The sequence below is a fragment of the Micromonospora sp. DT46 genome (assembly GCF_049841735.1).
GTDB classification, from domain to species: Bacteria; Actinomycetota; Actinomycetes; order Mycobacteriales; family Micromonosporaceae; genus Micromonospora; species Micromonospora reichwaldensis.
This window is the reverse complement of sequence record NZ_JBNCKW010000001.1, coordinates 557,489-583,790: the sequence shown is the minus strand read 5'-3', so window position 1 is coordinate 583,790 and position 26,302 is coordinate 557,489. Positions and strand designations below refer to the sequence as shown.

The window sequence follows — 26,302 nt, the reverse complement described above, 5'->3', positions numbered from 1 at the left end:
CCCGCGCGCCCGGGGCGGGCCGCCGGCCGGTAGCGTCGGGCCGATGAGCGCGGCACCGCGGATCGACCTGCACACCCACTCCACCGCCAGCGACGGCACGCTCAGCCCGGCCGAGCTGGTGCGGGCGGCGGCGGAGTCGGGGCTGGACGTCGTGGCGATCACCGACCACGACACCACGGCCGGCTGGGCGCCGGCCCTGGCGGCGCTGCCGGCCGGGCTCAGCCTGGTCCGGGGCGCGGAGCTCTCCTGCCGGTGGTACGGCGAGGAGCCCGCGCTGCCGCTGCACCTGCTGGCGTACCTCTTCGATCCGGACGCCCCGGAACTCGTCGCGGAGCTGGCCCGGGTGCGGGCCGCCCGCGAGGAGCGGGGCGAGCGGATCGTGGCGCTGCTGCGGGCCGACGGGATCGACGTGAGCTGGCCGGAGATCCTGACCGGCGCGGGCGGCGGAACCGTGGGCCGGCCGCACATCGCGCAGGCGCTGATCCGGGCCGGCCTGGTGGCCACCACGACGGAGGCGTTCGGGCCGGACTGGCTGGGCGAGCGCTACCGGCTGCCCAAGGAGGACATCGACGTCTTCCGCGCGGTCCGGCTCGTCCGCGCGGCGGGCGGTGTGCCGGTCTTCGCCCACCCCCGGGCCACCCGGCGGGGGCGGATCGCGCCCGACGAGCTGATCGCCGACCTGGCCGCGATCGGGTTGGCGGGGCTGGAGGCCGACCACGAGGACCACTCCCCGGCCGAGCGGGCGCACGTGCGGGCCCTGGCCGGCGAGCTGGGCCTGCTGGTGACCGGCTCGTCGGACTTCCACGGCACCCACAAGACCGTCCGGCTCGGGGCGTTCACCACCGATCCCGGGGCGTACGAGCGGATCGTCGCCGAGGCGGGCGGAGTGACCGAGGTCGCTTCCGGCTGATCCGCGTTTCCGCCTCGGGCGGCGCGGCTACGTTGATCACGTGGATGCCAAGCTGTTCGGCGAGGTCTTCGTGACCCTGCTGGTGATCGTCGACCCGCCGGGCATGATGCCCATCTTCCTGGCGCTGACCGGCCCCCTGACGGCGCGGGACCGCAACCGGGCTGCCTGGCAGGCCGTCGCCCTGGCGCTGGGCGTGATCGTGATCTTCGCGGTGGCGGGGCAGACGCTGCTCGACTACCTGCACGTGGACCTGCCGGCGTTGCAGGCGGCCGGCGGGCTGCTGCTCATCCTGGTGGCGTTGGAGCTGCTCACCGGCAAGGCCGACGACCCGAGCCAGCAGGCCACCTCGAACATCGCCCTGGTGCCGCTGGGTACGCCGCTGCTGGCCGGCCCCGGCGCCATCGTGGCCACCATGCTCTTCGTCCAGCAGGCCGACGGCGGGGCGGACGTCACGGCCATCGCCGCCGCGATCGTGGCCGTGATGGTCACCGTCTGGATCGTGCTGCGGTTCTCCGGCGGGATCGTCAAGATCCTGCGACCCGGTGGGATCGAGGTGCTGACCCGGATCGCCGGCCTGCTGCTGGCCGCGATCGCGGTGCAGCTCATCGCGGACGCGGTGGCCGCGTTCGTGACCCAGTACGCCAACATGACCTGACCGGCGGCCGGTTCTGTCGGGGGTGGATGGCAGGATCGCGGTGTGCGACGAGCCTCTTCAGCCGGACGGTCCTCCACCAGCGGCGGCCGGGCGCCCCGGCCGCGCGGCGAGCAGCCCGAGCAGCTCGGCTTCGAGGGCATGCCGGAGCGGCTCTTCGTCTGCACCCCGAGCAAGCTCGGCGCCTATGCCGACTGCCCCCGCCGCTACCGCTACTCCTACGTCGACCGTCCGGCCCCGCAGAAGGGCCCGCCGTGGGCGCACAACTCCCTCGGCGCGAGCGTGCACAACGCCCTGAAGAACTGGTATGCCCTGAGCCCCGAGCGGCGTCGGCCGGAGGCGCTCGCCGCGTTGCTCAAGGGCACCTGGGTGCGTGAGGGCTACCGTGACGACGAGCAGGAGCGGGCCGCCTACCGGCGGGCCCTGGGCTGGCTGGAGTCCTACGTCGAGACCCTGGAGCCCGGGGCCGACCCGCTCGGCGTGGAGCGCGTGGTGGCGGTCAAGACCGCCGTGCTCGCCTTCAACGGCCGGGCCGACCGGATCGACTCCCGCCCCGGGCCCGACGGCCCGGAGCTGGTGATCGTCGACTACAAGACGGGCCGCACGGGACTGGACGCCGACGACGCGCGCGGCTCGCAGGCGCTGGCGCTCTACGCGTACGCCGCCGAGCGGGTGTTCCGCCGGCCGTGCCGCCGGGTGGAGCTGCACCACCTGCCGACCGGCACGGTGGCCGCCCACGAGCACACCGTGGAGTCGCTGGCCCGGCAGCTCACCCGGGCGGAGGAGACCGCCCGCGACATCATGGCCGCCGAGCGGGCGGTCGCCGACGGGGAGGACCCCGACGAGGCGTTCCCGACCACGCCGGGCCCGCGCTGCGGCTGGTGCGACTACCGGCGCACCTGCCCGGTGGGGGCGCAGGCGCCGGGCAAGGAGCCGTGGGCGGCCGTCGAGCGCGCCGCCGACCCGGTGGTCGCGCCCGCGACCGAGCCGGCGTCCGGCCAGGACTGACCACCCCCGCAGGCACGGTCACCCTGGCGGCGACACGGTGCCGGCCCGGGTCGCACAGGGCGCCCACCGGGCAGCCGGTTCGGCCGTGGGTCAGGCCGGCGTGCCGGTGAGCCGGGCGGCGCGTTCCTTGGCGGCCTGCTGCAACGGCCCCTCCCGCCACCGGCGGGGCAACGTGGCGAGGGTCAGCCGCAGCGCCCGGACGCTCAGGTCGGCGGAGAGCGCGGTCGTGGGCAGGCCCAGCCCGCCGTACATCCGCCGGGCCCAGGCCGGCAGCAGCGCGAGCGCCGTGCCGGCGATGCCGAAGTACGCCCAGCGGGGCGGCCCGAGGTTGAGCCCGATCCGGGCGGGCAGGCTGAGCTTCCACGGGATCGGCGGCGCGGTGAGGAAGAGCGCCGTCTCGGCCGCCTCGCGGGTCATCCGCAGCTCCGGACGGATCCGCCGGTAGTAGTCGGCCACCTCGGCGGCGGTGCCCGGCACCGTCGCCGGGTCCAGGCCGACCAGGGCGGCGGAGCGCCGCTGCTCGGTGTAGTAGCCGTCGATCTCGTCGGCGGTCAGCGGCAGCCCGGCCCGGCGGGCCGTGTCGAGGAACGATTCGACCTCGGTGACGTGCACCCAGCGCAGCAGTTCGGGATCGTCGACCCGGAACTCCTCCCCGGTGAACAGGTCGGTGGCCCGCAGGCGGGCGTGCCGGCGGCGTACCCGGAGCCCGGCGGCCTCCGCCTCGGCGGTGGTGCCGTAGATGGTGGTGCCGACGTAGGTGGCGGTACGCACCAGGCGGCCCCAGGCGTCGGAGCGGTAGTTGCTGTTCTGGGCGACCCCGGCCATGGCCCGGGGATGCAACGACTGGAGGTAGAGCGAACGCAGGCCGGCGACGATCAGGATCGGCTCCTCGTGCACCTTCCACGTGACCGAACCCGGACCGAAGAGGCCGAGGTCATCGGAGTCCACCGACCAAGGGTGCCACGCGGTGCCGCCGCGCGCCGCGTGGAGAGCGGTCGGCCCTCAGTCGTCGGCGGAGCGGCGGGCCTGGCAGGTGGGGCAGAGGCCCCAGAACGTCACTTCCGCCTCGTCGACCTCGAACCCGTGGGCGATGTCCGGGTCCAGGCAGGGCGCGCTGCCGACCGCGCAGTCGACGTCGGCGATCTCCCCGCAGCCCCGGCAGACGACGTGGTGGTGGTTGTCCCCGGCCCGGGCCTCGTAGCGGGCGGGGCTGCCGGCCGGCTCGATGCGGCGGGACAGCCCGGCGCGCGACAGCGCGCCCAGCACGTCGTAGACCGCCTGGGTGGAGACCGAGTCGATGCGCTGGCGCACCTGGCGGGTGATCTCGTCGACCTCGAGGTGGCCGCCGGCGGCCAGCACGTCGAGCACGGCGAGGCGCGGCCGGGTGACCCGCAGGCCCCTCGACCGGAGCAGTTCCTCGCCACCGGGCATGTGCCAATGACAGCACGCGGGTCGGGGACCGACAACCGGCCTCCGGTGCAGGGTGGCGCCGGCCACAACCCCGGTCGTCCCGAGCCGGCCGCCGGGTCGGCGGGTTCCTCGCCGGGGAACGGTGAACCGGACCGGCTCCGGGCGCGTGTTCCCGATCGAGATTGACTGGGCGGGTCGACCGGCGCACCGTACGCTGGCCCCGCGACCGCGTACGCCGGAGGTGTGGATGTTCAAGGAGATCCTGGGTCTGCCGGCCCACGTGCTGGTGGTGCACGCGGTCGTCGTGCTCGTGCCGCTGCTGGCCCTGCTCTCCGCCGCGTACGTGGCGTTGCCCCGGTTCCGGGCGCGGCTGGACTGGGCGGTGGCGATCCTCGCCGTGGTGGCGCCCGTGTCGGCCTTCGTCGCCGTCGAGTCGGGGGAGGAGCTGACGGACGCGTTCCTCGCCCGGGGCATGCAGGGCCCGATCGTGGAGCAGATCTTCACGCACTCCCGCTACGGCGACATCCTGTTCCGCTGGGTGCTGCCGCTGGCCGTGGCGTCGCTGCTGCTGCTGTTCGTGACGAGCGGGCACCGGCGGGTGCCGAAGCTGCCGTCCTGGGTGACCCCGGTGCTGTCGGTCGTGGTGGTGGCGCTCGGCGTCGTCAGCCTCGTCTACGTGTACCTGACCGGGCACTCCGGGGCCGAGACCGTCTGGGGCAACACCCTCTGACGTCCCGCCGGCCGCGTCGGGCCGACAGGCGGCGCGGGCCGCGACCGGGCCGAGGTCAGAACACGAGCCGGGAGCAGAGCACGCAGACGAGGAGCACCAGCACCACACCGGTCACCGTGCCCACGCCGTACGTGAGTCGTTGCGCCCGCTGCTCCGCCGCGTCGAGTTCCGCCATGTCCTGCGCCGGCAGCCGCCGGGGCGGGGGCGGTCGCAGGTGCACCGGTGGGCGCCACCCGGCCGGTGGCGGGGTGGTCGCGGGCGGGCCCGCGTAGCCGCTCCCACGCGCCGGGGGTGGCGTGGCCGGCCCCGGCGGCGCGCCCGTGGGCCGCTCGGGCGAGGCGTCGGGCCGTCGCCAGTACTCGTCCGGGGCGCCGCCGGAGGTGGGGGTCGTCACGCCGTCCGACGCTACCAACGCCCCGGCCCGGCGGCCGGCCGGACGCGGCGGCCCGGCGGTTCGTCGTCGCTCCCGCCGGTGGTGGCTGCGCTAGTCTTGCCGCTCGTGAGCATCACCGAGGATCCGGGCCTGCCGGCGGTACGCGGCGACGACGACCGCGCCGTCGACCTCAGCGACGACTTCGTGGTGCTGCCCGAGCAGACCGCCGACGACACCGACCGGGGCTGGGGCGAGCGCTCGGGCGGCAACGACGACTGGCTGCTCGCGGAGCGCCCTCCGCACTGGGACTGAGCGGCTCACCGCCGCCCGGTGGACGAGCGCGGCCGGCCCGGGGCCCGGCCCAGCTTCGGGGGCCGGCCCCCGGGCCGGGGCGGCGTGGGTCAGGAGGAGCTGGCGCTGCTGGCGGCCGGGGCCTTGCCCCCGCCGCCGGTGGAGCCGCCCGAGCCCGACGACGGGGACGAGCCCGACGACGAGGACGAGGAACCGGCGGACGAGCCCGACGACGAGGACCCGCCGGACGAGCCGGAGTCACCGCCGCCGGACGAGTCGGACTTCGCCGGCTTGGCGGCGGCGCCGCTCTTCGCGCTGTCCGAGCCGGACGAGCGCGAGTCCGTGCGGTAGAAGCCCGATCCCTTGAACACGATGCCGACGGAGTTGAAGACCTTCCGCAGCCGTCCCTCACACGCCGGGCACTCGGTCAGCGGTGCGTCGGAGAAGGACTGCACCGCCTCGAGCTGGTGGCCGCACGCGGTGCAGGCGTACTGGTACGTGGGCACGTTCTCCTCCGGATCTGGCACGGCCGTTCTGGCACTCGACGGATTCGAGTGCCAATGGTGCGTCATCGCCCCCGGATTCGTCCAGCGGAAGTGTGGGGCGCGACACCCGCCACGCCCCCCGGGGCGGCGTCCAGCGTACGCAGGCCGTCGGCGGGCGTGACGACCGCGCGTACCGGGCGGTCGTGCGGCTCGGCGGGAAGCGCCTCCACCAGCTCGCCGTCGTGCAGCGGGACCACGGTCAGGGCGGTCGCCGGCACCCGGGCCAGCGCCCGGTCGTACGAGCCGCCGCCCCGGCCCAGCCGCAGCCCCCGGCGGTCCACCGCCAGCGCGGGCAGCACCACCAGTTGCGCCCCGGCGACCGCCGCCCGGCCCAGCCGCGGCCCGGCCGGCTCGCGCATCCCCCGCCCGGCGGCCACCAGCCCGGCCGGCCCGCTCCAGGCCGCCCAGTCGAGGTCGAGGTCGTCGCACAGCACCGGCAGCAGCAGCTCCCCGCCCGGCGGCAGCGCCGCGTGCAGCACCGTCGGCAGGTCGGGCCCGCCCGGTTCGGAGCCGACCGGCACGTACGCCGTCATCCGCAGCGGGCGCAGCCGGCGTACGAGAGCCACCAGATCGGCCTGGACGCGCCCGGCGGCGTCGGCCCGCTGCGGCGCGGTCAGCGCCCGGCGGCGGGCGAGAACGGCGGCGCGCACATCCCGCTTCGCCTCTTGCGCTCCATCAGAAAAATCGGGCACGCAACACTCCTGACGCAACGTTTGTCGCCTGGTGGCTCTGTGTCAGCATCGCAAGCAACGGCGGCGGAACTTCCGGGGGGACCGAGTGACGCTACGCGGGCGGTTGACCACAGCCTTCCTGGCGGTGGCGCTCGGCCCGGTGGTGCTCGGGGTGATGTTCGTCGGGGCGACCGTGGCGGCGGTCGACTCGAGCCGCTCCACCGAGCGGCTCGCGGTGGCCGCCGCGACCGTGCGCACCTCCGTCGACGCCCTCTGCCAGCAGTTGCGGGCCGCCGCCGACGCGGTCGCCCTGGCCGGCGACCGGCCGGCCGCCGCGAGCCAGGTGGTCCGCCGTGGCCTGGCCGCCGCGGTGCGGGTCGCCGACGTCACCGGCCGGGTCACCTACGCCAGCCCCGGCGGCCCCGCGGGGCCCTGGCGGGACTGCGCCGACCCGCCGGCAGCCGGGCCGGTGCGGGCGCTCGCGGCCCGCGCCGACCTGCGCGACCGGGCCGGTGGGCCGCTCGGCACGGTCACCGCCGCGCAGCCGGTCGACCCGGCCTTCGTGGCGCGCCTCGCGGCCGTGACGGGGGTGGCGGTCACCCTGATCGACGACGCCGCGGCGCCCGTCCGGCTCGCCCACAGCACCGAGTCGACCGGCGTACGCGACGCCGTGCTCGCCGCCGCCGACACGCTGCACGGCGAGCGCGTCGCCGAGACCCCCGACGGCCGGTACGTCCGCCTGGTCGGCCCGTCCTCCGGGCAGCCCCTGCCGCTGGTGCTCTCTGTCCCCAGCGAACGACCACGCGGCCTGTACGTCGCACTGGGCTCGGCGGTGCTGGTGGCGACCCTGCTGGCCGTGGTGGCCGCCTGGCGGCTGGCCCGGGTCACGACCCGCCCGCTGGTCGAGCTGGCGGGCGCGGTGGACCGGGTGGCGCGCGGCGACCTGACCGCCCGGGTGCCGGTGCGCAGCCGGGACGAGATCGGCCGGCTGGCCGGCGCGTTCAACCGGATGACCCGCGAGACGGGCACCTACGTGGCGGCGCTGACCAGCAGCCGCGACCAGCTGCGCGGGCACCTCGCGGTGCTGGGGGACACCCTGGCCAGCACCCACGACCTGCAACGCATCCTGCGGGTGATTCTGCACAGCGCGATCGCGGCGACCGGCGCCCGGGCCGGGGCGGTGCTGCTCGTCGACGACGGCGGGGTGCTCGTCGCGCAGTGCACCGAGGGGCTGGACGAGCCCGACCCGGCGGACGAACCCTCGGGGCCGTTGCGGGTGCCGCTGGGCAGCGGTGTGGTGGGCGCCGTCGCGGCGACCGGGGAGCCGCGCCGGGGGCGGGTGGAGCCCTCCGTCGCGCCGCCGGGGGAGCCGCACTGCCGGACGTACATCGCGGTGCCGTTCGCGGCCCCCGGCACGACGGGCCCGCCCGACGGCACCGCCCGCGACGGGCCCGCCCCGCGCCCCGGGGCGGAGCCGGCCGCCCCCGCCGGGGCGCTCGGTGTGCTGGCCCTCTACGACCGGCTCGGCGCGGACGAGTTCGACGACGACGACCTCGTCACCCTGCGCACCTTCGCCGGCCACGCCGCGGTGGCGGTGGACAACGTCCGGGTGCACGAGGAGGCGCAGCGGCTCTCGCTGACCGACCCGCTCACCGGGCTGTGGAACTACCGCTACCTGAAGGAGTCGATCCGCCGGGAGGTCGAGCGGGCGAGCCGGTTCGGCCGGATGCTCAGCGTCCTCGCCCTCGACCTGGACCGGTTCAAGACCGTCAACGACACGTACGGGCACGCGGCCGGGGACGCCGTGCTGGCCGAGTTCGCCCGCCGGGTGCGCGGCGAGATCCGCGAGGTCGACCTCGCCTTCCGGCAGGGCGGCGAGGAGTTCGTACTGCTGCTGCCGGAGACCGACGCCCGGGGCGCGGCGATCGTCGCGGAGCGGCTCGGCGCGGCGATCCGGGACGCCCCGATCGCCGCCGACGGGCACGGCGGTGCGGCCGTGGCCATCGGCGTCACCGTCTCCGTCGGCATCGCCGTGCACCCCGACCACGGCAGCACCGGCCAGCAGGTGCTGGACGCCGCCGACGACGCCCTCTACGCCGCCAAGGCGGCCGGCCGGGACACCTGGCGCATCGCCGAGGAGCGGGCCGGACCGTCGGCGCGGGAGATCCCCGTCCCGGCTGCGGCGGCCACCCCCGAGGACGGTCTGCCGCGCGCCGGCGCTCCCCGCCAGCCGGTGCGGGTCCGCCCCGATCCGGCCGATCCGGCCGACGCCGCCCCGGGGAGCGCTCCGGGCGCGCCCGACCCGGTGCGGCCGGGTCCCTGCGGCGGCGCGTCTTCCGGTCCTCACCCTCCACGACAGAGCCGTGGCCGATAGTCTCGCGACATGTCGGAGCACTCAGCGAACCCCTCATCGGCGACCGCCGCAACCGGTCGCTCCCGCGCGGTCAAGGCCGTCATCCCGGCCGCCGGTCTGGCCACCCGGTTCCTGCCGGCCACGAAGGCGGTGCCCAAGGAGCTGCTCCCGGTGGTCGACCGGCCGGTGCTGCAGTACATCGTCGAGGAGGCCACCCAGGCCGGCATCGGCGACGTCCTGCTGATCACCGGGCGGGGCAAGACGTCGATGGTGGACCACTTCGACCGCCGCCCCGACCTGGAGGCGCGGCTGGAGGCGAAGGGCGACGCCGAGCGGCTGGCCGCCGTGCGCGGCCCCAGCGAGCTGGCCGAGATCTACACCTGCCGGCAGCCCGAGCAGCTCGGCCTGGGCCACGCCGTCGGCTACGCCGAGTCGCACGTCGGCGACCAGCCCTTCGCGGTGCTGCTGGGCGACGAGTTCGTCAAGCCGGCCGAGCCGCTGCTGCCGGCCATGCTGGAGCTCCAGGCGCGCACCGGCGGCGTGGTGCTGGCCTTCTTCGAGGTCGACCCGGCCGAGACGAAGCGCTACGGCATCGCCTCGGTGGAGCCGGCCGAGGCGGAGCTGACCGACATCGGCGAGGTCGTCCGGGTCACCGGCATGGTGGAGAAGCCCAAGCCGGAGGACGCGCCCAGCAACCTCGCGGTGCTGGGCCGCTATGTGCTGCCGAGCAGCATCTTCGACGCGATCCGGCGGACGGAGCCGGGCAGCGGCGGGGAGATCCAGCTGACCGACGCCATGGAGCTGCTGCGCAGCGAGGGCACCCCGGTGCACGCGATCGTCTACCGGGGCACCCGCTACGACACCGGCATGCCGCTGGGCTACCTCCAGACCGTGGTGCAGATCGCCGCCGAGCGCGACGACCTCGGCGCCGAGTTCCGCAAGTGGCTGGCCGAGTTCGTCAACTCCGACGCGTCGGGCGTGACTGGTACATGACAGCGTCGGCCGACGCCGAGGCGGCCGCGAACGAGTTGACGCCGCTCGCCGACTACCTGGGCAGCGTGCTGCGCAGGTTACGCGCGCTGCCTCCGCTCGACCTCGACCTCACCCAGGCGCACGGCAACGTCCTCGCCGAGGACGTCGTCGCGCCGCACTCCTTCCCGGCCTTCGACCAGTCGGCCGTGGACGGGTACGCCGCCCGCTGGGAGGACATCTCCGGAGGCGGTCGGGGCGTGGGCTACGTCCCGAGCCAGTCCGGCGGGCCGGGCGGGCGCAACGTCCGGCTCAACGTCGTCGGCGACCTCGGCGCGGCCAGCTGGCGGCCGGTCCGGCTCACCCCGGGCGCCTGCTTCTCCGTCGCCGCCGGGGCGCCGCTTCCGCTCGCCGCGGACGTGGTCGTCCCGGTCGAGTGGACCGACCAGGGCATGGCCGCCGTGGAGATCTTCCGCGTGCCAAAACGCGGGTACGGGGTGCGCCGGGCCGGCGAGGAACTGCCCGCCGGCACCCTGCTGGCCCGGGCCGGCACCTACGTGTCGCCGGCGCTGGTGGCGGTCTTCGCCGCCACCGGCATCGGGCACGTCGTGGTCCGGCCCAGCCCCCGCGTGGTGATCGTGGCCACCGGCGACGAGCTGGTCGACGTGGGCCGGGGCAGCCAGCCCGGCCAGACGGTCGACGCCAACTCGCACGCGCTGACCGCCGCCGCGGCCGAGGTGGGCGCCCTGGCGTACCGGGTGGGCATCTGCGACGACGATCCGGAGGGGCTGCGCGGGCTGCTGGAGGACCAGACGCTGCGCGCCGACCTGATCATCACCACGGGTGGGACCGGCACCGGGCCGGGCGACATGGTGCGGCGGATCCTCTCCCGGCGGGAGGGCAGCCGGGCCGGCCCGGTCACCTTCACCGAGGTCGCGCTCTACCCCGGCACCTCGCTCGGTTTCGGCACGGTCGGCGCCGAGGAGGTGCCGGTGGTCTGCCTGCCCGGCGACACGGGCTCCGCCCTGATCGGCTTCGAGGTGCTGGCCCGCCCGGCGATCAACCTGCTGGCCGGGGCGGAACCGGTGTTCCGGCCCAGCGTCCGCGCCCACCTGCTGGAGACGATCTCGTCCCCGGTGGGGCTGCGCGAGTTCCGCCCCGCGCACGTCGCCGAGCGGCGCGGCGGCGGCTACACGGTGCAGCCGCTCAACGGTGGCCCGTACACCCTCTCCGGGCTGGCCGAGGCGAACGGGCTGATGGTGCTCGGCGAGCGAGTGACCACCGCGGCGGCCGGGTCCACTGTGGACGTCCTCCTGCTGGACCGGCGCCGGTGAGCGCCGTCCGAGATTCGGTTTCGTCGGTCGTGAACGGAAGGTTGGCCCGGTGAGTGCCGTCCGGGCTCTGGTTTCGTCGGTCGTGAGCGGAAGGTCTGTTCCGTGAGTCTGTTCGGGGTCGGGCGGGCGCCGGGGTGGCCGGCGGTGCTGGCCGACGGGCCGGTGCTGCTGCGGCCCTACCGGCGTTCGGACGCCGCCGCCTGGGCCGAGGTGCGCCGCGCCAACCGGGAGTGGCTCGCGCCGTGGGAGTCGTCCGTGCCGGGAAGCTGGCACGAGCTGAACTCGCCGGCCGCGTTCCGCTGGGTCTACCGCGACCAGCGCCGGTCGGCGCGCACCGGCGAGGGGATGCCGTTCGCCGTCTGCCTGCGCGAGGACGGCCGGGATCGGCTGGTCGGCCACCTCAACGTGGGCAGCATCGTGCGGCGGGCGTTCTGCTCGGCGTACGTGGGCTACTGGGTGGACTCCCGGGTGGCCGGTCGCGGCGTCATCCCCACGGCGCTGGCGCTCGCGGTCGACCATGCCTTCAGCGTGGGGCTGCACCGGGTCGAGGTGAACATCCGCCCCGAGAACCGGCCGTCCCGGCGGGTGGTGGAGAAGCTGGGCTTCCGCGAGGAGTCGTACCACGTGCGCTACATGCACATCGACGGTGCGTGGCGGGACCATATCGGATACGCGATGACCAGCGAGGAGGTCGCGGCCGAGGGTGGGCTGCTGGCCCGCTGGCACCGGCTCCGCGCCACCACGGGGTGAGGCGTCCCACGCACGGGATCGGCGCGGCGTGTCAGCATCCGCGTCCACGGCCCGTAACCTCAAGTAACTGCAAGCTGTGGCAAGCGCTGCTCCACCCGTACGATCCGCGCACCCGACCACCATCGGTGGAAGATCCTGCGGCCGGGCGGCGGTTGCTCCGAATTCGGTGACGGGAGGGGTGAGGGTGCCGACCTCGGTGCTCCTCGCCGTCCTCGCCGCCGCCGGTCTGCTCGCCCTCGCCCCGGCGCTGGTTCGCCGGTACGACGCCACCGAGCGGCTGGTGGCGGAGCGGGCGCAGTCGACGGCGCGGGTGCTCCAGCGCCGCCGGCGGCGCCGCACTGTGCCGGGGCGCCGCCCGGTGCACCTGCCCCGCAGCCTCGTCATCACCCTCAGTGAAGACGCGAACACGGGCGGGCTCTCCGCGCCGGTCTCCGCGCCCCCCGCCACGCGCCGGTCGAAGCGGCTGCGCGCCGTGCCGCCGGCCCCCCGCAAGGGCCGCCGCCGGCCGCCGCCCCGCCGACAGCACACCCCCGCCGTCTACCGCCGCCGTCGGGTGCTCGCCGCGCTGCTGCTGCTGAACTTCGTCGAGCTCATCGGCGTGATCGTGGTCAGCCCCGGCTTCTGGATCAGCTTCGGGGTCACCGCCGCGCTGCTGGTCGCGTACGTCGTACACCTGCGGCGGCTGGCACTGGCGGATCGCCGGCGGCGGCGGGCGCAGGCCCGCGAGGCGGCGTGGCTGGCCGCCCGGCAGGCCGAGGTGCGGCGGGAGCAGGCCCGCCGGGCGGCGGCCCGCCGCGAGGCGCAGCGCCGCCTGGCGGCCCAGCGCGAGGTGGTACGCCGTGCCGCGATGGGCCTGGACCGCCCGGCGGACCTGCCGGCGGCGGCCAACGGCGGCTCGGTCTCCTACCGCCGCTCGGGTGGCCTGCGCGGTCGCCCCTACCAGTCCGGCCGCGGCTCCCACTCGGCCTGACCGGCCACGTCAGCTCGTGGCTGGCAGGCGGTAGACGGACACGTGCGACCGCGAGTCGGCGGTGAACTCGGCGCCGGACCAGTCCGCGTGCCGGCTCTCCAGCTCGAACCCGGCCAGCTGACCCATGAGGTCCAGCTCCGCCGGCCAGATGTAGCGGTGCGGCGACCGGAACAGCTGGGCGTGCGTGCTCTCGTCGAACCGGAAGTGGTGCGACACGACCTGCTGGCGCAGCACGTCGTAGGTGTCGAGGCCGATGTACCCCGGCTCGGACGACCAGACCGTCGCATCCAGGCCCGGTGGGAGCTTGCGCAGCTCCGGCACCCACAACTCGATCACGAACCGGCCGCCCGGGGCGAGGTGGCGGGCGGCGTTGCGGAAGCAGGCCACCTGCTCGGACTGGGTGAGCAGGTTCGAGATCGTGTTGTAGACGAGGTAGACCAGCGAGAACTCGCCCGGGGCGGTGGCGGTCGCCATGTCACCGATCACCACCGGAACGGTCGCCTCATCCACCTTCGTCCGCAGCCGCTCCACCATCGGACGGGACAGCTCGATGCCGCTGACCGGCACCCCGCGCGCGGCGAGCGGAACGGCCACCCGGCCGGTGCCGACGGCGAATTCGAGCGCCGCCCCGCCGCCGGCCAGCTCGGCCAGGCGATCCACGGTCGGCCCCAGCACCTCGGAGGCGAACATGCCGGTGCCCGGGGTGTCGTAGCGGCGGGCGGTGTCGTCGTCCCAGACGTCTTCCTGTCGCATACGCCCCACGCTTCCCACTACCACCCGCGATGTCCACCGACTTTCGCGCCGATCGGCTCCCCCTCCGCCGCCTGCCTGGGGTCCTTCTTCGAGATCTTGGTGGCTGGCGGCCCCCGGAGGGGCCGTTTCGTGCCAAGATCTCGGCGCGCGGGGGGTGGATTCGCGGCGGGGGCGGTGAACCTGTTAGCCTTGGCGCCGGCCCGCCCGGTGAAAGCCGGGTGGGACCGATGCCGGTCCGCCGGCGGAGGGGTTGTGGCGCAGTCCGGTAGCGCACCTCGTTCGCATCGAGGGGGTCAGGGGTTCGAATCCCCTCAACTCCACCCAGCTCAAGGCCGTTTCCGCACGTCGGAGACGGCCTTTTCCGATCTTGTACGGCAGCTGAGTGCAGCAACGGCGTTCAGGCTAGGTCCTCGGGCTTCACCCTTCCCTTCCCGAGAAGCTTTCTAGCGAGGATCAGGCGGCCGAGGATGATCGCGTAGACGTTGCCGATCAAGACCAGCGCAGCTGCGCCAATCTCGCCGTGACCGGCCAACATCAGGGCAGGAATGCCGGCGAACAGCAGCACGGGCACCACGAAGAGCCACAAGGGGAACCGCAGGTAGTAGAGAAGTGAGGGGGACGAGGGTTTCGGCACGAGGCCATTAGAACGCACGCGGCCAAACAAGCCCGCCCGTGGACTGAGTGACTACCGAGGGGGTCAGGGGTTCGGGTCGGCGACGGTCTCGGCGATGCGGGTGAGCCAGTACTGGTCGTTGGCGCGAGATTCCGGACTGGCCTCGGGGTTGAGGACGCTACGCAGAAATGCAGCGACGTCGTCGAGGTGCCGCTCGCTGCGGTAGTAGCTCAGCAAGGTCTGGTCCGGTTCCAGCGGCCCGTAGCCTCGGCGGAAGAGTTCGGCGCGGTGCGCGTCGATCGGGTGGTCGCCGAAGTCCTGGCTGTGGATGAACATCAGGTCCCGCTCGCGTGGCGCGAGGATCGGCGCGTCCCAGTCCACGACGTGCAGGGGACCGTCGTCGTCAGCGATCAGGTTGCCGGGATGGATGTCGGCGTGGCAGATGACGTGTCGAGCGTGCGTCACGCGGGAGGCCAGCTCGTCGACCGTCTCCGCCAACCGGTGCAGCGCGGCGCCGTACCGGGCCCAGAACGCGCCGAGGACCTCGCTCGTCGCAGCCTGTCCGCCGAGGGCCCGCAGCCGCTCGCCAGCGTCCGATCGGTAGGTCTCGACCGGCAGGACGGCGGCGAGGTCTGCGCTCGGCGTGACGGCGTGCAGGCGACCCAGGAACTCGCCGTACTCGCTCCACTGGCGGTCGGTGAGGCCGCGCCGCCACAGGCTGCCGCCGTCGTGGAACGGGTAGAGCAGCAGCTGGTACTCCCCGAAGCCGTGACAGGCTCCGCCGTCCGGCAGGTCGATGGGTGCCACGACCTGCCCGACGCCCTGCGCTTTGAGGAACCCGGGCAGCAGGACGGCCGCCCGGGTGAACGTGCCGCGGCGCAGCTTCAGGAAGTATCGCTCGCCGTCGGACGCGTCCACCCGGTACGCCCATGCGTGCCCGTCGAGCCCGACCGGCATGAACACGAGGTCGACGATGGTCATGGCCCAGGCGGCGGCCACCTCAGCCGCCAGGAGCCGCTCGTCGACACCAGGCTTGTCGATCATCGGCGGAGCGTCGCAGTTGGCAGTCCGGCCGGCAAGGGATTTGCCACCTGCGGGCGCCCGGGCGCCTGGCTGGCCCGCGAGTCGGGTCAGCCATGCCACGGCGCGCCTGTCAGCCGCCCGCCGTCACGGCTTCACCGCCCGGGTGGCGAAGTAGCCGGGCAGCCATCCGGCGGTGGCGTCGGAGTGGTGCGGCGCCTCCTCGAAGCCGACGATGACGAAGCCGGCGGCGAGCTGACCACCGATCTGCGCGGTCATCGTGTGGCTGTACTCCAGCGGTGCGTCCGCGCCCCACAGGCGTTCGCGCTCCGCCGCCGGGACGTGGGTCAGGTCGCTGTACGGCAGCCGGTGGCGCACCACCAGTTCGCCGCGCTGGTCCAGCGCCTCGTTGTCGAAGAGGAAGACGTCCGGGTTGAGGAAGCCGGACAGCAGCGTCCCGCCCGGTCGCAGCACCCGGAAGCACTCCCGCCACACCGGCGCGAGCTCGGGCACGAACAGGTTCGACACGGGGTGGAAGACCAGGTCGAACGAGGAGTCCGGGAACGCCGACAGGTCGCGCATGTCCCCGAGGACGGTACGCAGCTCCAGGCCGTCCCGCCGGGCGACCGACTCGTCCTGTTCGAGTTGCCGGGGCGAGTTGTCGAAGACGGTGACCCGGGCCCCCGCAGCGGCCAGCGTCGGGCCCTGCTGCCCGCCGCCCGAGGCCAGACACAGGACGTCCGTGCCCGCGAGTTCGGGGGGAAACCAGGTGCGGTCGACGGGCTGGTAGCCGATCAGGACGACCGACCAGTCGCCGGCCCGCGCCCTGGCGATCGTCTCGCTGGAGACGGGGCGTGACCACTCGTTGCCCTGCTCGACCTGCCGGTCCCAGGCGGTGCGGTTGTGTGCTACCGGGTCAAGAGGCATGGCCTCACGTTACAGAGCTGGACTGACCAGGCTGGGCGCGCTACGCCGCGCCACCGGTGTTCAGGATCAACTGCCGGAGAACCTTGAGGGTCGCGACGTAGTCCGCGTCATCGATGCCCTTGTGGATGCGGGCCCGGATTGCCGGCGCGTGCTGTTTGAGGCTGACTCGGGCGTCTTCTCCGGCCGCGGTGATCCACAGTCTTTCTTCCTCGTCGCGGGTCAGCCACCCGCGCTCTAGCAGAGCCTCCGCCTCGACGTCCAGATCGTCTTCGGCCCTGAGATACGAGCTCATCGCCCGTCGGAGCTCAGGAAGTGTCATCCCGCCGCCGTCGGGCAGGAGGTCGTTCCTGGAGAGGTTCCGCAGCAGCCAGAACTGGGGCTGAGTGAACCCGAGTTCGGCATGCCGGGCTCGGGTGAAAGCGATGAGGGATTCGTAGGCGACGCCTGTCCAGTAGGCGGCCGGTTGGCCCGCGAGTTCTGCGTCGGACAGTTGCAGCGTCGTCATGTGATCTCCTTCGCCGAGGACGGAACCATTGGGAACGAAGGTAGAACCTCAACGTCGGTTCAGGTCAAGAGCCTGGCGTGAGCGTGGACCGGCACCCCGGCACGCGCCCGGAAGCGCCGATGACAGAGTGGTACTCGTGGGCAGTGCGACCGAGCGCGAGATTCGCTGGGTTGAGTCGGCTTGGCAGCGTCGGATCACCAGGGTGCGGCGTCTCACGGGTGGTTGCACGTCCACCATGCTTGGCCTGACCGGACACGACGGCGAACAGGCTGTACTCCGACTGATGACGAAGGAGCCGTGGCGCCGACACGCTGCCGGGCTGCTTTCCAGGGAGGCGGCTGTCCAGCACCAACTGCAACGGTCATCGATCCCAGCGCCTCGAAGTGTCGCCCTCGATCTGTCCGGGGACTCCGCCGGGGCACCGGCACACCTCATGTCCTGGCTGCCCGGGCGTCTGTGCCTGACCTCTGCCGCGGACGGCATCCTGGAGGCGATGGCGCAGGTCCTCGTCAGCATCCACCAATTCGCGCCCGGCCGGGACAGGCCACGGCAGTACCAGTCCTGGGCGGCGCCGGACAAACGAGTCGTGCCGCCGTGGGCGCAGCGGCGACAGCTCTGGCATCAGGCGTTCGAGTTGCTGGACCAACCCGTACCGGCCTATGCCGGTACGTTCCTGCACCGAGATTTTCATCTGGGGAATCTGCTGTGGTCGCAGGGGCGTGTCAGCGGCGTCGTGGACTGGGTCGAGACATCGTGGGGACCGGCGACCCTGGACGTGGCACATGCCGCGACCTACCTCGCGATGTTGCACGGCGTTGAGGCTGGAGCCAGATTCACGAACGCGTACCGTCGCCGGGCTGATGACCGTCACGACGAGGACGGGTGCCGGTACTGGAACGTCATGGACATTGTCGGCTACCTGCCGGACCCGGTGAAAGTCGTCCAGCCATGGCGCGACTCTGGACTAAGCATCAGTGACGACCTCGCTCGCAGCCGACTCGAGCAGCGGCTTGAGCACGTTCTGCGAGCTCACTGACGACCTGACTGGCTCCCGCTCGGTCGGTGCCGCACCCGCCCACCCACCCACCACGGCTGCGACGCTGACGCGCCCGGACTCACCATGGAAACGCTCGTTGCCTCGTCGGTGCGGCCTCCCGCACCGACGAGGCAACGAATTACCGGATGGGCGCTACCTACTTGACGATCGTCACCGTCGCCGAGCGGTAGTTCTTGCCGTTCTTCTCCGGGTCGTAGCCCTTCTCGACGTTGCCGGAGGCGTCGACCGAGAACCAGCGGAACGTGGTGGTGCTGGTGACGCGGAAGACCTGCCCCGGCTCACGGAACTCGGTGGCCTGGTAGCGCGGCGATTCGAGGGTCGGCCGGCTGCCATCCGTCGTGTAGTAGATGGTGGCCGGCTCGCTCGTCTCGAAGCGCACGTCGACGGACCCGGTGTACCTGCCGCCGCCAGGGACGAGCTCGGAGGTCGGCTTCTTCTTGTCCTTGCCCCACTCTGCCGCGATCCGGAACATCTCCATGATCCCGTTGGCGTACTCCATCGTCTCGGAGTGGCCGCTGACGAGCGCCGGATTGCCCTCCCACGCCGGCTGGAACGAGCCGCCCTGCCAGTTGCCGGTGGCCGGGTTGTAGATCGAGCCGCCGACCTCCCAGCCGAAGGAGTAGATCCCGTAGGTGTGGTACATGTCCTCACGGACGTTGCCGGCGGAGGAGTACAGGACGTCCGACGAGCCGCCGACGTTCTCCGGCGTGACGACGGTCTCCCGGTACGCCTTGACCTGCGACAGGATCCTGCCGGCCGACTGCCAGTAGAACGCCTCGTCGCCCAGCGGCGGACGCGGCGTGGTGACCCGGCCGTCCGCGATGTAGGCGCCGGGCTGCCAGAACAGCTGGCCGCCGTTGGAGTGCACCGACATCATGAACTTGATGTTCGAGTACTTCTCGACCAGCCAGACGATGTTCTTCGACTCGGGCTCGGACAGCTTCTCCGGCCCCTGGTAGGTGCCGCTCGTGCACACCGTCGACCCACCGGCGTAGCCGTCGTGGCCCGACCCGACCCGGTAGTTCCGGTTCAGGTCGACGCCCCACGAGTTACGGCGGTCCGGGTCGGCGTTCGCGTCCTCGCAGTGGTTCGTCAGGTTCTTACGCTGCGAGGCGTAGTTGTAGAAGCTGTAGTTCGCGCCGTCGGGGTTGTTCGACAGGACGAGGAAGATGTCCGTCTCCTGGACGATCTTCTTCGTGTCCTTGTCGGTCTTGTAGTTGTGCACCAGACGCTCGGCCGTCTCCAGCGTCGTCGTCGCGGGCACCCACTCGCGGGCGTGGTCCTGGGCCTGGATCAGGACACCGGGGTTGCGGCCGTCGCGGTGCTTGCCGATCCGCAGGACCGGGATGGTGGCCTCGCCGCGGGGCACCTCGCCCTCCGGCGCGCCGACGCGCTTCTGGTCGAGGAAGTCGCTCAGCGCGACCGGGGCGGACGTCGGCACGACGAGCCCGGTGCCCGCGTTGCTGCGGTACGGGTGCGCCCGGTCGATCAGGCCCTGCGACTGGGTCTCCAGTGCCGCCGCCACCTGCGCGGCGGTGCTGGCGAGCGCGCCGTTGGCGTCCTTCGCGAGGAGGACGCGGACCGCCTTGCCCGACACGTCGACGCCGAGCGGGAGGCTCGCCCCCGGCCGCTCCACGAATTCGACGGTGACGTCGTTGCCACCCTCGTGGCCCCACGCCGCCGAACTGACGACGACCGCCGCCTGCCCGGTACCGCCGATCGTGGCCTGCGCCTTGCGCTGGTAGCCGTTCGTCTTGTGCGGCAGGTAGACGATCTCGGCGATGTCCGGGTACTGCCGGGCGATCTCCTCGGCGCGGCTGAAGAGCTGCTGCGGATGCTTGTAGCCGTCGATGAAGTCCGACCTGTAGCCCGGGTTGTCCGTCAGCGGCGGCGGGGCGCCCTCGAGCCAGTTGGAGACCTTGCCGGTGGTGACGCCGCCGGTCGAGCTGCTGACCTTGATCTGGTCAGGACGCGCGTCGAGCTTGAACAGGTTCCGGTGGAACATGTACTGCCCGGAGTCGACGAAGCGGCTCATCGTCCGGGCGGAGCCGAACGGCGTACCGACGCCCGAGTCGTTCTCGAGCTGCATCAGGACGATCGGGTTGGTCTGCGCGCCTTCGGTGGTCCGTGCCTCGACGTAGAGGAAGCCCTGGCCCTTCGTGGTGAACCAGTCGGCGCGGACGACTCGTACCGTCGCGTCGTTCGCCTCGGTCACCTGCGCCGGCTGGGCGAGCGGCTGGGCGGCCCGTGCCCCGGCGGCCCGGAAGCCGCCGTCGGCCACGTCGCTCCAGGTGAAGCGCTCGTTCTCGCCGAGGATCTTGACGCCCATCGCCTTGAGCTCGGCGACCTGCCCGGCGTCCACGTGCGCCTCGCCCTCGATGCCGTCCGGCACACGGGTGAGGCCGTGCTCGACGTCGTAGCCGGCGGCTACCACCTTGTCGAGCATGTCGGATCCGGTCAGCTTGATGCGTACGTGGTTCGACTCATGATCCGCGTGGTGGGCTCCTTCGGAGCCCGTGGCGGTGGGCTTCGTGGGGTCCGCGCCCGCAGGCGCGGTCGCGACGAAAGTGGTTGCCACCAGGGCGGACATCGCGAAGAACACGATGCGTGGCTGTCTACCTCGCATGCTCCCCTCCTTCTGTCTGTGGCCGTCAGTGATGTCGCGGCCGGCCCGAGCGCGGGCCGGACCGCATCGATTCATCCAAAGATGGACATGCTGCACCCGCGCACGACGAGCCCGGCTCCGACGGATCGCGTCGGAGGATCGTGCCGGGTGCGAGCGGGCCGGGTGCGTCGGATGCAGTGCGTCGTGTGTCCGCCCACGGCGATCCAGGCCTCGACGGATCGCGTCGAGGACCGTGTGGAGCATGGGCGGAACTGAGGCGGCGGAGGCGTCTTTCACGTCGACGACGTGGCTTGACCTGGATCTTTGCATCGCCTGAGCCGTTTGATCAACCCTTCGATGCGACGGCCAGAGGGAACCTTGAGGATTCGGTGTGCTGGCCAGCGCCGCAGGTGGCGCCCGTGACCGGCGACCACCACGACGGTGGCGCCGTCGAGGGCGACCGGATGAAGGCCTACGGGCGCAGGTCGACCGAGACGTGCCCGGACAGGGCGCGAAGGAAGTCGGGCGCGTCGAAGATCGCGCCGGCGGAGGCGACGCCTACGGTCCTGGTCCGTCCCGTGAGGACACGGTCGACGAGGCGAAGGCGCTACCTGGTCTGCCCGTCGTCACGCAGGGCGAGGAGCGCCGCTTCGAGCCGCAGCCCGAGCCCCGTCATGACGAGCAGGGCGGCGAGGACGTATCCCCCGGTCGAAGGATTATCCGGGCTGATCATCAGTAACGAGATGAGCAGCCCGGCGGCCAGGGCGACGTTGCCCATCACTCTGGTCGAGCCGCTACGCGTGTACCGGAGATCCACGCAAGTCACCGTATAGGGCTGGAGCGGGCGCCAATGTCCCTGGCCGACGTCACACGCGCGCCGGGCCCCTCCGAGCGGCGGCAGGCAGGGGCCGCAGGGTGAGCACCTCACCGAGCCCGTCGACGTGGGTCAGCCTGGTGGCGAACGCGGCGCTCAGGGCGCGGCGCAGGTAGTCCAGCACCGCCGGCCCCGGGGTGAGCGGCGCCGATCCGGTGTCGCCCGTGCCGACCAGGTGCACCTCGCGGGCGAGCCGTCCGGAGGTGTTGACGAACCGGCAGAGATCGTCCCACCGCAGGTACCGCCAGAAGTCGACGCTGACCACCGCGTCGAGGCTGCCCGGCGGGATGGGCGGGTCCATGCCGACCAGGTGGTGGTTCGTCGGGCCCGGCGGGGCGGAGTAGTCGAAGGTCAGCGCCCCGGTCGGCAGGTCGACCTGATCGCTGCCGGTGCCCACCCACAGCACGCGGGGGCCGGGCAGGCGGTCGGCGAGCCGGTCGAACGCCGGCCCGATCCGGCACGTCGAGCGCCGCGCGCAGTCGGTGGCCGCGGAGCGGTAGTACACGATGCGCTCCAGCGAGTCGTACACGTCCAGCAGGCCGTAGAACTCCCATTCGATGACGTGGTACTGCCCGGTCAGGAGGCTCCGGTTGGCCGCGAAGTCGGACCAGTTGCGGTCGGTGTTGCGGTGGTGCGGGAGGTGGAAGGCGCGGGCCTCGTCGTCGAAGGCGAAATTGAGTTCGGTCACGCCGAGGTGCCGGTGCACCCGATAGAACAGCTCGATGTCCTCCAGGCCCCAGCGCAGCCCGGAGCGTTCGTCGAATCCGCCGGTCCGGTCGAAGAGGTCACGGGCGAGCGAGATGTTGTGGGTGTAGGCGAGCGCCCAGCCCGCCCGGAGCCACTCCGGCCCCGGGGGCTGACCGTGCGGGAAGCGCAGGTCGCCGGCGCGGTCCGCGCGGCGGCGGGGGACGTCGGTCATCTCCCGGTCGTCGAGGGCGGCCTCGACGTGCTCCAGGCTCAGCTCGTCGCGCCGGCCCATCAGCACGGCGGGCCGGCCGGCGACCGCGTGGTGGGCCAGGTGGCGCTCCAGCAACTGCGGGGAGGCGTACGAGTCGGCGTCGAGGAACAACAGCAGCGGCGCCCGGGTGTGCCGGACCGCCTCGTTGCGGGCTGCGGAGCGTCCCCGCCGTCTGGGGAACTCCAGCAGGCGGAGGTCGAGACCGGTGGCAGCCTCGACGGCGTCGGCGTAACCGGCGGGGGAGCCGCCGTCGCGGATGACCACCACCTCGAAGCGCTCGGGGCTCACCGTCTGTCGCGTCAGCGACCGCAGCGTCAGCGCCAGGCACTGCGCGTCCTGGTAGGTGGGTATGACCACGCTCAGCTCGACCGCGTCGTTCGTCCGTGCCGTCATTCGACTTCCCCGTCATGGTGGTGGTGCACGATCTCCGTCGACGCGCCTCGCGCGGGAGCGCGGCCCGGCCGGGTCACGCGTGGTGGTTCACGCTCACCGGCCAGGACCATCGTCGTCGAGGGTGCCGGTGGGAGCTAAGCAGCGCGCCAAATGAGGATCAATCGATTCGTCGATGTCTGGGGTGCGATCAGTGGATCGACAGGGGTCCCGACGACACCGGGTGACGAATGCGAGGCGCGGCGTCGAGGAAACCCCGCAACCCGGCCGGCAGCCGGATCCGCGGCCGCCACCGTCCGGGGACGGGCGCGCGTGCGGCCGGTCACTACGCTGCGGCCCGTGGAGCGGATGGCGGGTGTGTTCTGGACGGGTGGCTGCGCGGCAGTCGCCGTCCTGCTCGTGGCGGGCGTCGTCGCGCTGGTCGTGGCGTCCCACCGGCGGGAGCGGGAGCGGCGGGAGCACTGGCGACAGTGGGCCGCCCGGTACGGCTGGACCTTTGACGAGCGGCCCCAGATCACCTGGACCGACCGGGTGCCGGGCCGCAACCGCCGGGGCGTGCGGTTCGCGCTGACCGGGACGCTGCACGGCCGACCCGTCTGCGTGGCCGAGTACGCGTACACCGAGACGCACAGCTCGACCGGCGCGGACGGCAACCAGACGACCACCACGCACACCCACACGTACGTCGTCTGCTCGGTGTGGCTGCGGCGGCCGTTCCCGGCGCTCTCGGTCGGACCACGCCACGCGTTCTCGAAGCTGGGCCGCGCGCTGTTCGGCAGCGACACCTACGCCACCGGGCACGAGGAGTTCGACCGGCAGTGGCGGGTGGCCGCTGCGGCCCCGGGGCAGCAGGCGCTGGTCGGGCCGACCCTGATCGCGGCGCACCTGGCGGGAGCGGTGCCGGCGTGGAGCGTGCGGGGGGCGGAACTGGTCACCTACCGGCGCGGCCGGCTGGAGGACGCCGCCCTGGTGCCGTCGCTGGTGACCCCGCTGATCACGGTCGCCGACCTGCTGGAGCAGGGCCGCTGACGAGCGCCGGCCTCCCCGACGGGACGGCCGGCGGGAAGAGCGCGGGAGGCCGGACCCCAGGGGCCCGGCCTCCCGTCACGAGCTGTGGATCACGGCCGCCAGGAGCCGGTGGTCTCGAACCTGTGCAGGTACTCCAGCGCGCCGTTCTTGTCGGCCACGTTGAACACCACCGTGCCCGCGCGCCTGCTGCCCTCGGGCAGGTTGTTGCCGGAGTCCAGGGTGTCGCCGCAGCCGGAGAGCGCGCTCGCCAGGCCGTTGGCGGTGGTGCCGTTGGCGGCCACCCAGTTGAAGTAGAACGGGTTGATGGAGCTCTTGCCCTTGGTCACCGTCGCGGTGACGTGGGCGATCAGGTACATGCCCTTGTCGGGGGGCGGGGCGTACGACCGGCAGCCCTTGGTCTCCGTGGTGAACCGGGTGACCGTGATCTCCATGGTCCCGTCGTCGTCGGAGACCACCAGGGTGGCGCCGGGCTTCATGTTGAAGGTCTCGCCGTCCCTGGCCGACGGGGACGGGCCGTCCGGCTGCAGCGTGATTCGCGGGGCGGCTTTATTCAGGTCGTCCGCCGCCTTGTTGGCGCCGGCGATGAGCGCGACGACGCCGCCGATGCAGCAGAGCAGGGCCAGCACGGCCACCACGGCCACGACGATCAGGACGGTCTTGTTCTTCTTCGGCGGCGCGGCCGGATGCGGCGCGCCGAGGGGGTAACCGGGCGCGCCGCCCGGGTAGCCCGGCCCACCGGGCGCGTAGCCGGGCCCACCGGGCGCGTAGCCGGGCCCACCGGGCGGCGGGTAGCCGGGCCCGGCGGCCGGATACCCCGGCGTGCCGGACACCGGCGGGTACGGCGTGCCCGAGGTCGGCTGGTGCGGGGCGGCCCACGGCTCGCCCGGCATCCCGGACACCGGTGGCTGCGGCATCCCGGACACCGGTGGCTGCGGCACCCCCGAGACCGGCGGCTGCGCCCACGGCTCGCCGGGCGCGCCCGACACCGGTGGCTGCGGTGCCCCGGAGACCGGCGGCTGCGGCGCGGCCCACGGGTCGCCGGCCGGCTGCTGCGGCGGCACGGGCGGGAGCGGGGCCCACGGGTCGCCCGTGGCCTGCGGGGCGCCGGAGGTCGGCGGCTGCGGCGGGTGGCCGCCCTGGTCGGCGGGGAACTGCGGCATCGGTGCCGGCGGGTACGGCTGCGGCTGCTGCTCCGGGCTCGGTTGGTTCGGATCCTGCGGCCCGTAAGGGGGCGGGGGGTGACTCACCGTACTCCTAGGCACCTGACGACGACGGCAAACGCGGCTGACGCTACCGTGCGCGGACAACGGACCATCTTCGCGTCTCCGGCAGCGCCGCGCCGTCCCCTGTTCGGATTCCGTGCCCGGGTCAACCGGACAGCAGCACGGCGGCGGTGCGGACCAGCGCGTCGTCGACCGCGAACCGGCCGGTGACCAGCGCGGGCGGACGGGCGAGCGGAGCCGCGTCGAGTCGCGCCGGGGCGATCCGGGCGGTGAAGGTGCCGGCGTCCGGATCCAACTCCACCAGCGCGTCGTGGAAGTCCAGCCACGTGCCGACGACCGGGTGCCACACCTTGTAGACGGTCTCCTTGGCGCTGAACAGCACCGCCGGCCAGGAGGTGCCCACCGGCAGGCGGGCGCACCGGTCCTGCTCCTCGGGCAGGCAGATCAGCCGGCGTACGCCCGCGTTGAGCTCCCGGTGCCCCTCGGCGTCGATGCCGACCGACCGGACCTCGCCGGAGCGGGCCGCGACCGCCGCGCAGTAGCCGCGGGTGTGGGTGATGGCGCCGACCACGCCGGCCGGCCAGACCGGCGACCGGTCCGCGGCCGACGGCACCGCCACCGGGGGTACGCCGAGGGCCGCCATCGCCCGGCGGGCGCAGACCCGCCCGGCGGTGAAGTCGCGGCGGCGGCTCTGCACCGCGCGTTCGCCCAGGCAGGCCCGCTCGGCCGGCAGCAGCTCGCCAGCCCAGTCCGACGCCCCGGCCACGGCCACCGCCACGGCCGGCGGCAGCAGGTCACGCACCGCCGCCCCCCGACAGGTGCGACCGTCCGCGCGCCCGCCCGGCTCCGAGCCCGTCGGCCGGTGGCCGGTGCGGCGGCTGGCGAACGGACCGCCGGGCCGGCGCCCCGCCCACGGTCGGCGTCGCGAGGGTCATGGTTGGTGAACGTACCGCAAGGCGTAACACCGCAGCGTCCTGCGGCGCTGACAGGGCGTCGCCGGTGGGCGGGAATGGTCCACTGTCGACCAGCCCACCGGGGGCGGGTCGCCACGTGAACCGGAGAGGGAGTGCGATGACCGGTGGTGCGGAATCCTCGGCGTCCGGGGCGGACGAGCACGCTCCACTCGCTCCCGGCTGGACCTGCGGCACGTGCGGGGCGGAATGGCCGTGCCCGGCCAAACGGTCCCGGCTGCTGGAGGAGTACCGGCGGGACCGCGCCATGCTCAGCGTGTACCTGGGGTCCTGTCTCGCGGCCGCCGCGCAGGACCTGCCGCCGTCCTCCGGCACGTCCCTGCAGGACCGGTTCCTCGGCTGGCTGCCCCGCAGCCCCCGGACGTCCTGACCGCACCCCGGGGCGACCGGTCGCCCCGGGGTGCCCGGCGG

The 26,302-nt window shown here is 73.5% G+C and carries 28 protein-coding genes, 1 tRNA gene and 1 pseudogene; 15 read left to right on the top strand and 15 right to left on the bottom strand.

The window, feature by feature from the left end; all coding sequences use genetic code 11:
* Positions 1-43 precede the first annotated feature (43 nt).
* From ACLQ20_RS02660 to ACLQ20_RS02650, 3 genes are all read left to right on the top strand, one after another.
* Entirely contained in the window at positions 44-910 is an 867-nt protein-coding gene (locus ACLQ20_RS02660) for a PHP domain-containing protein (protein ID WP_425853999.1), read from the top strand.
* Between the two features lie 40 nt (positions 911-950).
* Positions 951-1,565 (top strand): MarC family protein, encoded by a 615-nt coding sequence (locus tag ACLQ20_RS02655; protein WP_151456757.1) that lies wholly within the window; start codon positions 951-953, stop codon positions 1,563-1,565.
* 138 nt (positions 1,566-1,703) lie between these two features.
* Positions 1,704-2,570 (top strand): RecB family exonuclease, encoded by an 867-nt coding sequence (locus ACLQ20_RS02650; RefSeq protein WP_425854245.1) that lies wholly within the window; start codon positions 1,704-1,706, stop codon positions 2,568-2,570.
* Positions 2,571-2,660: 90 nt separating this feature from the next.
* On the opposite strand, the gene ACLQ20_RS02645 is transcribed toward ACLQ20_RS02650, so the two are convergent.
* Together ACLQ20_RS02645 and ACLQ20_RS02640 are read right to left on the bottom strand one after the other, a co-directional pair.
* On the bottom strand, positions 2,661-3,518 hold the full coding sequence (locus ACLQ20_RS02645) for an oxygenase MpaB family protein (RefSeq protein ID WP_151456755.1): 858 nt from the start codon (positions 3,516-3,518) through the stop codon (positions 2,661-2,663).
* A gap of 54 nt (positions 3,519-3,572) precedes the next feature.
* Positions 3,573-4,001, bottom strand: a complete 429-nt coding sequence (locus ACLQ20_RS02640) for a Fur family transcriptional regulator (protein WP_151456754.1) — start codon at positions 3,999-4,001, stop codon at positions 3,573-3,575.
* Between the two features lie 226 nt (positions 4,002-4,227).
* On the opposite strand from ACLQ20_RS02640, the gene ACLQ20_RS02635 reads away from it, so the two are divergent.
* Positions 4,228-4,710 carry a DUF2231 domain-containing protein gene (locus tag ACLQ20_RS02635; RefSeq protein WP_151456753.1) on the top strand — a complete coding sequence of 161 codons (483 nt, stop codon included), beginning with the start codon at positions 4,228-4,230 and terminating at the stop codon, positions 4,708-4,710.
* A gap of 55 nt (positions 4,711-4,765) precedes the next feature.
* Here the strand turns inward: ACLQ20_RS02635 and ACLQ20_RS02630 are convergent, their stop codons facing one another.
* Positions 4,766-5,104 (bottom strand): hypothetical protein, encoded by a 339-nt coding sequence (locus ACLQ20_RS02630; RefSeq protein ID WP_425853998.1) that lies wholly within the window; start codon positions 5,102-5,104, stop codon positions 4,766-4,768.
* Between the two features lie 96 nt (positions 5,105-5,200).
* Between ACLQ20_RS02630 and ACLQ20_RS02625 the strand changes: the two genes are divergently transcribed.
* Both ACLQ20_RS02625 and ACLQ20_RS02620 read left to right on the top strand, forming a co-directional pair.
* Positions 5,201-5,395 carry a hypothetical protein gene (locus ACLQ20_RS02625; RefSeq protein ID WP_151456751.1) on the top strand — a complete coding sequence of 65 codons (195 nt, stop codon included), beginning with the start codon at positions 5,201-5,203 and terminating at the stop codon, positions 5,393-5,395.
* Positions 5,396-5,413: 18 nt separating this feature from the next.
* On the top strand, positions 5,414-5,725 hold the full coding sequence (locus ACLQ20_RS02620; protein ID WP_425854258.1) for a hypothetical protein: 312 nt from the start codon (positions 5,414-5,416) through the stop codon (positions 5,723-5,725).
* Positions 5,726-5,787: 62 nt separating this feature from the next.
* On the opposite strand, the pseudogene ACLQ20_RS02615 reads toward ACLQ20_RS02620, so the two are convergent.
* A pseudogene (locus ACLQ20_RS02615) lies at positions 5,788-5,946 on the bottom strand (FmdB family zinc ribbon protein); the annotation flags it as partial.
* Positions 5,943-6,611: a 5-formyltetrahydrofolate cyclo-ligase gene (locus ACLQ20_RS02610; protein WP_425853997.1), complete on the bottom strand. Its 669-nt coding sequence runs from the start codon at positions 6,609-6,611 to the stop codon at positions 5,943-5,945. The pseudogene ACLQ20_RS02615 and the gene ACLQ20_RS02610, both read right to left, overlap by 4 nt.
* 85 nt (positions 6,612-6,696) lie before the next feature.
* On the opposite strand from ACLQ20_RS02610, the gene ACLQ20_RS02605 reads away from it, so the two are divergent.
* The 5 genes from ACLQ20_RS02605 (at position 6,697) to ACLQ20_RS02585 (ending at position 12,966) form a co-directional block, all read left to right on the top strand.
* Complete coding sequence (locus ACLQ20_RS02605) at positions 6,697-8,964, top strand: diguanylate cyclase (protein WP_425853996.1); 2,268 nt, start codon at positions 6,697-6,699, stop codon at positions 8,962-8,964.
* 9 nt (positions 8,965-8,973) lie between these two features.
* A complete protein-coding gene (locus tag ACLQ20_RS02600; RefSeq protein ID WP_327030423.1) occupies positions 8,974-9,936 on the top strand; it encodes a UTP--glucose-1-phosphate uridylyltransferase in 963 nt (320 codons plus the stop codon).
* Positions 9,933-11,246 carry a molybdopterin molybdotransferase MoeA gene (gene glp / locus ACLQ20_RS02595; RefSeq protein WP_151456791.1) on the top strand — a complete coding sequence of 438 codons (1,314 nt, stop codon included), beginning with the start codon at positions 9,933-9,935 and terminating at the stop codon, positions 11,244-11,246. The genes ACLQ20_RS02600 and glp overlap by 4 nt, the downstream gene beginning before the upstream one ends.
* Before the next feature lie 144 nt (positions 11,247-11,390).
* Positions 11,391-11,996: a GNAT family N-acetyltransferase gene (locus ACLQ20_RS02590; protein ID WP_370518989.1), complete on the top strand. Its 606-nt coding sequence runs from the start codon at positions 11,391-11,393 to the stop codon at positions 11,994-11,996.
* A 178-nt stretch (positions 11,997-12,174) separates the two neighbouring features.
* A complete protein-coding gene (locus ACLQ20_RS02585) occupies positions 12,175-12,966 on the top strand; it encodes a divisome protein SepX/GlpR (protein WP_192581548.1) in 792 nt (263 codons plus the stop codon).
* A 9-nt stretch (positions 12,967-12,975) separates the two neighbouring features.
* On the opposite strand, the gene ACLQ20_RS02580 is transcribed toward ACLQ20_RS02585, so the two are convergent.
* The gene (locus ACLQ20_RS02580; protein ID WP_358115283.1) at positions 12,976-13,719 is read right to left on the bottom strand and encodes a class I SAM-dependent DNA methyltransferase; all 744 of its coding nucleotides are present in this window, start codon (positions 13,717-13,719) and stop codon (positions 12,976-12,978) included.
* A gap of 246 nt (positions 13,720-13,965) precedes the next feature.
* Between ACLQ20_RS02580 and ACLQ20_RS02575 the strand changes: the two genes are divergently transcribed.
* Positions 13,966-14,039: transfer RNA gene (locus ACLQ20_RS02575), tRNA-Ala, on the top strand.
* Positions 14,040-14,116: 77 nt separating this feature from the next.
* On the opposite strand, the gene ACLQ20_RS02570 is transcribed toward ACLQ20_RS02575, so the two are convergent.
* The 4 genes from ACLQ20_RS02570 to ACLQ20_RS02555 form a co-directional block, all read right to left on the bottom strand.
* Entirely contained in the window at positions 14,117-14,284 is a 168-nt protein-coding gene (locus ACLQ20_RS02570) for a hypothetical protein (RefSeq protein WP_327030424.1), read from the bottom strand.
* A 132-nt stretch (positions 14,285-14,416) separates the two neighbouring features.
* The gene (locus ACLQ20_RS02565; protein WP_425853995.1) at positions 14,417-15,376 is read right to left on the bottom strand and encodes a phosphotransferase enzyme family protein; all 960 of its coding nucleotides are present in this window, start codon (positions 15,374-15,376) and stop codon (positions 14,417-14,419) included.
* A 123-nt stretch (positions 15,377-15,499) separates the two neighbouring features.
* Positions 15,500-16,279, bottom strand: coding sequence for a class I SAM-dependent methyltransferase (locus tag ACLQ20_RS02560; protein ID WP_425853994.1), 780 nt, complete (start codon positions 16,277-16,279; stop codon positions 15,500-15,502).
* Positions 16,280-16,319: 40 nt separating this feature from the next.
* Positions 16,320-16,784 (bottom strand): MarR family transcriptional regulator, encoded by a 465-nt coding sequence (locus ACLQ20_RS02555; RefSeq protein ID WP_151456797.1) that lies wholly within the window; start codon positions 16,782-16,784, stop codon positions 16,320-16,322.
* A 136-nt stretch (positions 16,785-16,920) separates the two neighbouring features.
* Here ACLQ20_RS02555 and ACLQ20_RS02550 point away from each other — a divergent pair, with 136 nt between their 5' ends.
* Positions 16,921-17,820 carry an aminoglycoside phosphotransferase family protein gene (locus ACLQ20_RS02550; protein ID WP_151456798.1) on the top strand — a complete coding sequence of 300 codons (900 nt, stop codon included), beginning with the start codon at positions 16,921-16,923 and terminating at the stop codon, positions 17,818-17,820.
* 157 nt (positions 17,821-17,977) lie between these two features.
* On the opposite strand, the gene ACLQ20_RS02545 is transcribed toward ACLQ20_RS02550, so the two are convergent.
* From ACLQ20_RS02545 to ACLQ20_RS02535, 3 genes are all read right to left on the bottom strand, one after another.
* Positions 17,978-20,467 (bottom strand): M14 family metallopeptidase, encoded by a 2,490-nt coding sequence (locus ACLQ20_RS02545; protein WP_358115296.1) that lies wholly within the window; start codon positions 20,465-20,467, stop codon positions 17,978-17,980.
* Positions 20,468-21,053: 586 nt separating this feature from the next.
* A complete protein-coding gene (locus ACLQ20_RS02540) occupies positions 21,054-21,263 on the bottom strand; it encodes a hypothetical protein (RefSeq protein ID WP_358115299.1) in 210 nt (69 codons plus the stop codon).
* A gap of 49 nt (positions 21,264-21,312) precedes the next feature.
* A complete protein-coding gene (locus tag ACLQ20_RS02535) occupies positions 21,313-22,671 on the bottom strand; it encodes a glycosyltransferase family 2 protein (protein WP_151453481.1) in 1,359 nt (452 codons plus the stop codon).
* A gap of 336 nt (positions 22,672-23,007) precedes the next feature.
* Between ACLQ20_RS02535 and ACLQ20_RS02530 the strand changes: the two genes are divergently transcribed.
* On the top strand, positions 23,008-23,697 hold the full coding sequence (locus ACLQ20_RS02530; RefSeq protein WP_151453480.1) for a hypothetical protein: 690 nt from the start codon (positions 23,008-23,010) through the stop codon (positions 23,695-23,697).
* Positions 23,698-23,786: 89 nt separating this feature from the next.
* On the opposite strand, the gene ACLQ20_RS02525 is transcribed toward ACLQ20_RS02530, so the two are convergent.
* Both ACLQ20_RS02525 and ACLQ20_RS02520 read right to left on the bottom strand, forming a co-directional pair.
* The gene (locus tag ACLQ20_RS02525) at positions 23,787-24,857 is read right to left on the bottom strand and encodes a hypothetical protein (protein WP_327030430.1); all 1,071 of its coding nucleotides are present in this window, start codon (positions 24,855-24,857) and stop codon (positions 23,787-23,789) included.
* Positions 24,858-25,065: 208 nt separating this feature from the next.
* Positions 25,066-25,722, bottom strand: a complete 657-nt coding sequence (locus ACLQ20_RS02520; RefSeq protein WP_358115305.1) for a 4'-phosphopantetheinyl transferase family protein — start codon at positions 25,720-25,722, stop codon at positions 25,066-25,068.
* 269 nt (positions 25,723-25,991) lie between these two features.
* On the opposite strand from ACLQ20_RS02520, the gene ACLQ20_RS02515 reads away from it, so the two are divergent.
* Positions 25,992-26,261 (top strand): hypothetical protein, encoded by a 270-nt coding sequence (locus ACLQ20_RS02515; protein WP_358115308.1) that lies wholly within the window; start codon positions 25,992-25,994, stop codon positions 26,259-26,261.
* Positions 26,262-26,302: the final 41 nt, after the last annotated feature.

What these genes read in the sequence shown, in the direction of transcription:
- ACLQ20_RS02660 (WP_425853999.1), top strand. Translation starts at nt 44, where the DNA reads ATGAGCGCGGCACCGCGGATCGACCTGCACACCCACTCCACCGCCAGC.
- ACLQ20_RS02650 (WP_425854245.1), top strand. Translation starts at nt 1,704, where the DNA reads ATGCCGGAGCGGCTCTTCGTCTGCACCCCGAGCAAGCTCGGCGCCTAT.
- ACLQ20_RS02640 (WP_151456754.1), bottom strand. Translation starts at nt 4,001, where the DNA reads ATGCCCGGTGGCGAGGAACTGCTCCGGTCGAGGGGCCTGCGGGTCACC.
- ACLQ20_RS02635 (WP_151456753.1), top strand. Translation starts at nt 4,228, where the DNA reads ATGTTCAAGGAGATCCTGGGTCTGCCGGCCCACGTGCTGGTGGTGCAC.
- ACLQ20_RS02600 (WP_327030423.1), top strand. Translation starts at nt 8,974, where the DNA reads ATGTCGGAGCACTCAGCGAACCCCTCATCGGCGACCGCCGCAACCGGT.
- glp (WP_151456791.1), top strand. Translation starts at nt 9,933, where the DNA reads ATGACAGCGTCGGCCGACGCCGAGGCGGCCGCGAACGAGTTGACGCCG.
- ACLQ20_RS02580 (WP_358115283.1), bottom strand. Translation starts at nt 13,719, where the DNA reads ATGCGACAGGAAGACGTCTGGGACGACGACACCGCCCGCCGCTACGAC.
- ACLQ20_RS02565 (WP_425853995.1), bottom strand. Translation starts at nt 15,376, where the DNA reads ATGATCGACAAGCCTGGTGTCGACGAGCGGCTCCTGGCGGCTGAGGTG.
- ACLQ20_RS02560 (WP_425853994.1), bottom strand. Translation starts at nt 16,279, where the DNA reads ATGCCTCTTGACCCGGTAGCACACAACCGCACCGCCTGGGACCGGCAG.
- ACLQ20_RS02555 (WP_151456797.1), bottom strand. Translation starts at nt 16,784, where the DNA reads ATGACGACGCTGCAACTGTCCGACGCAGAACTCGCGGGCCAACCGGCC.
- ACLQ20_RS02545 (WP_358115296.1), bottom strand. Translation starts at nt 20,467, where the DNA reads ATGCGAGGTAGACAGCCACGCATCGTGTTCTTCGCGATGTCCGCCCTG.
- ACLQ20_RS02535 (WP_151453481.1), bottom strand. Translation starts at nt 22,671, where the DNA reads ATGACGGCACGGACGAACGACGCGGTCGAGCTGAGCGTGGTCATACCC.
- ACLQ20_RS02525 (WP_327030430.1), bottom strand. Translation starts at nt 24,857, where the DNA reads ATGCCGCAGTTCCCCGCCGACCAGGGCGGCCACCCGCCGCAGCCGCCG.
- ACLQ20_RS02515 (WP_358115308.1), top strand. Translation starts at nt 25,992, where the DNA reads ATGACCGGTGGTGCGGAATCCTCGGCGTCCGGGGCGGACGAGCACGCT.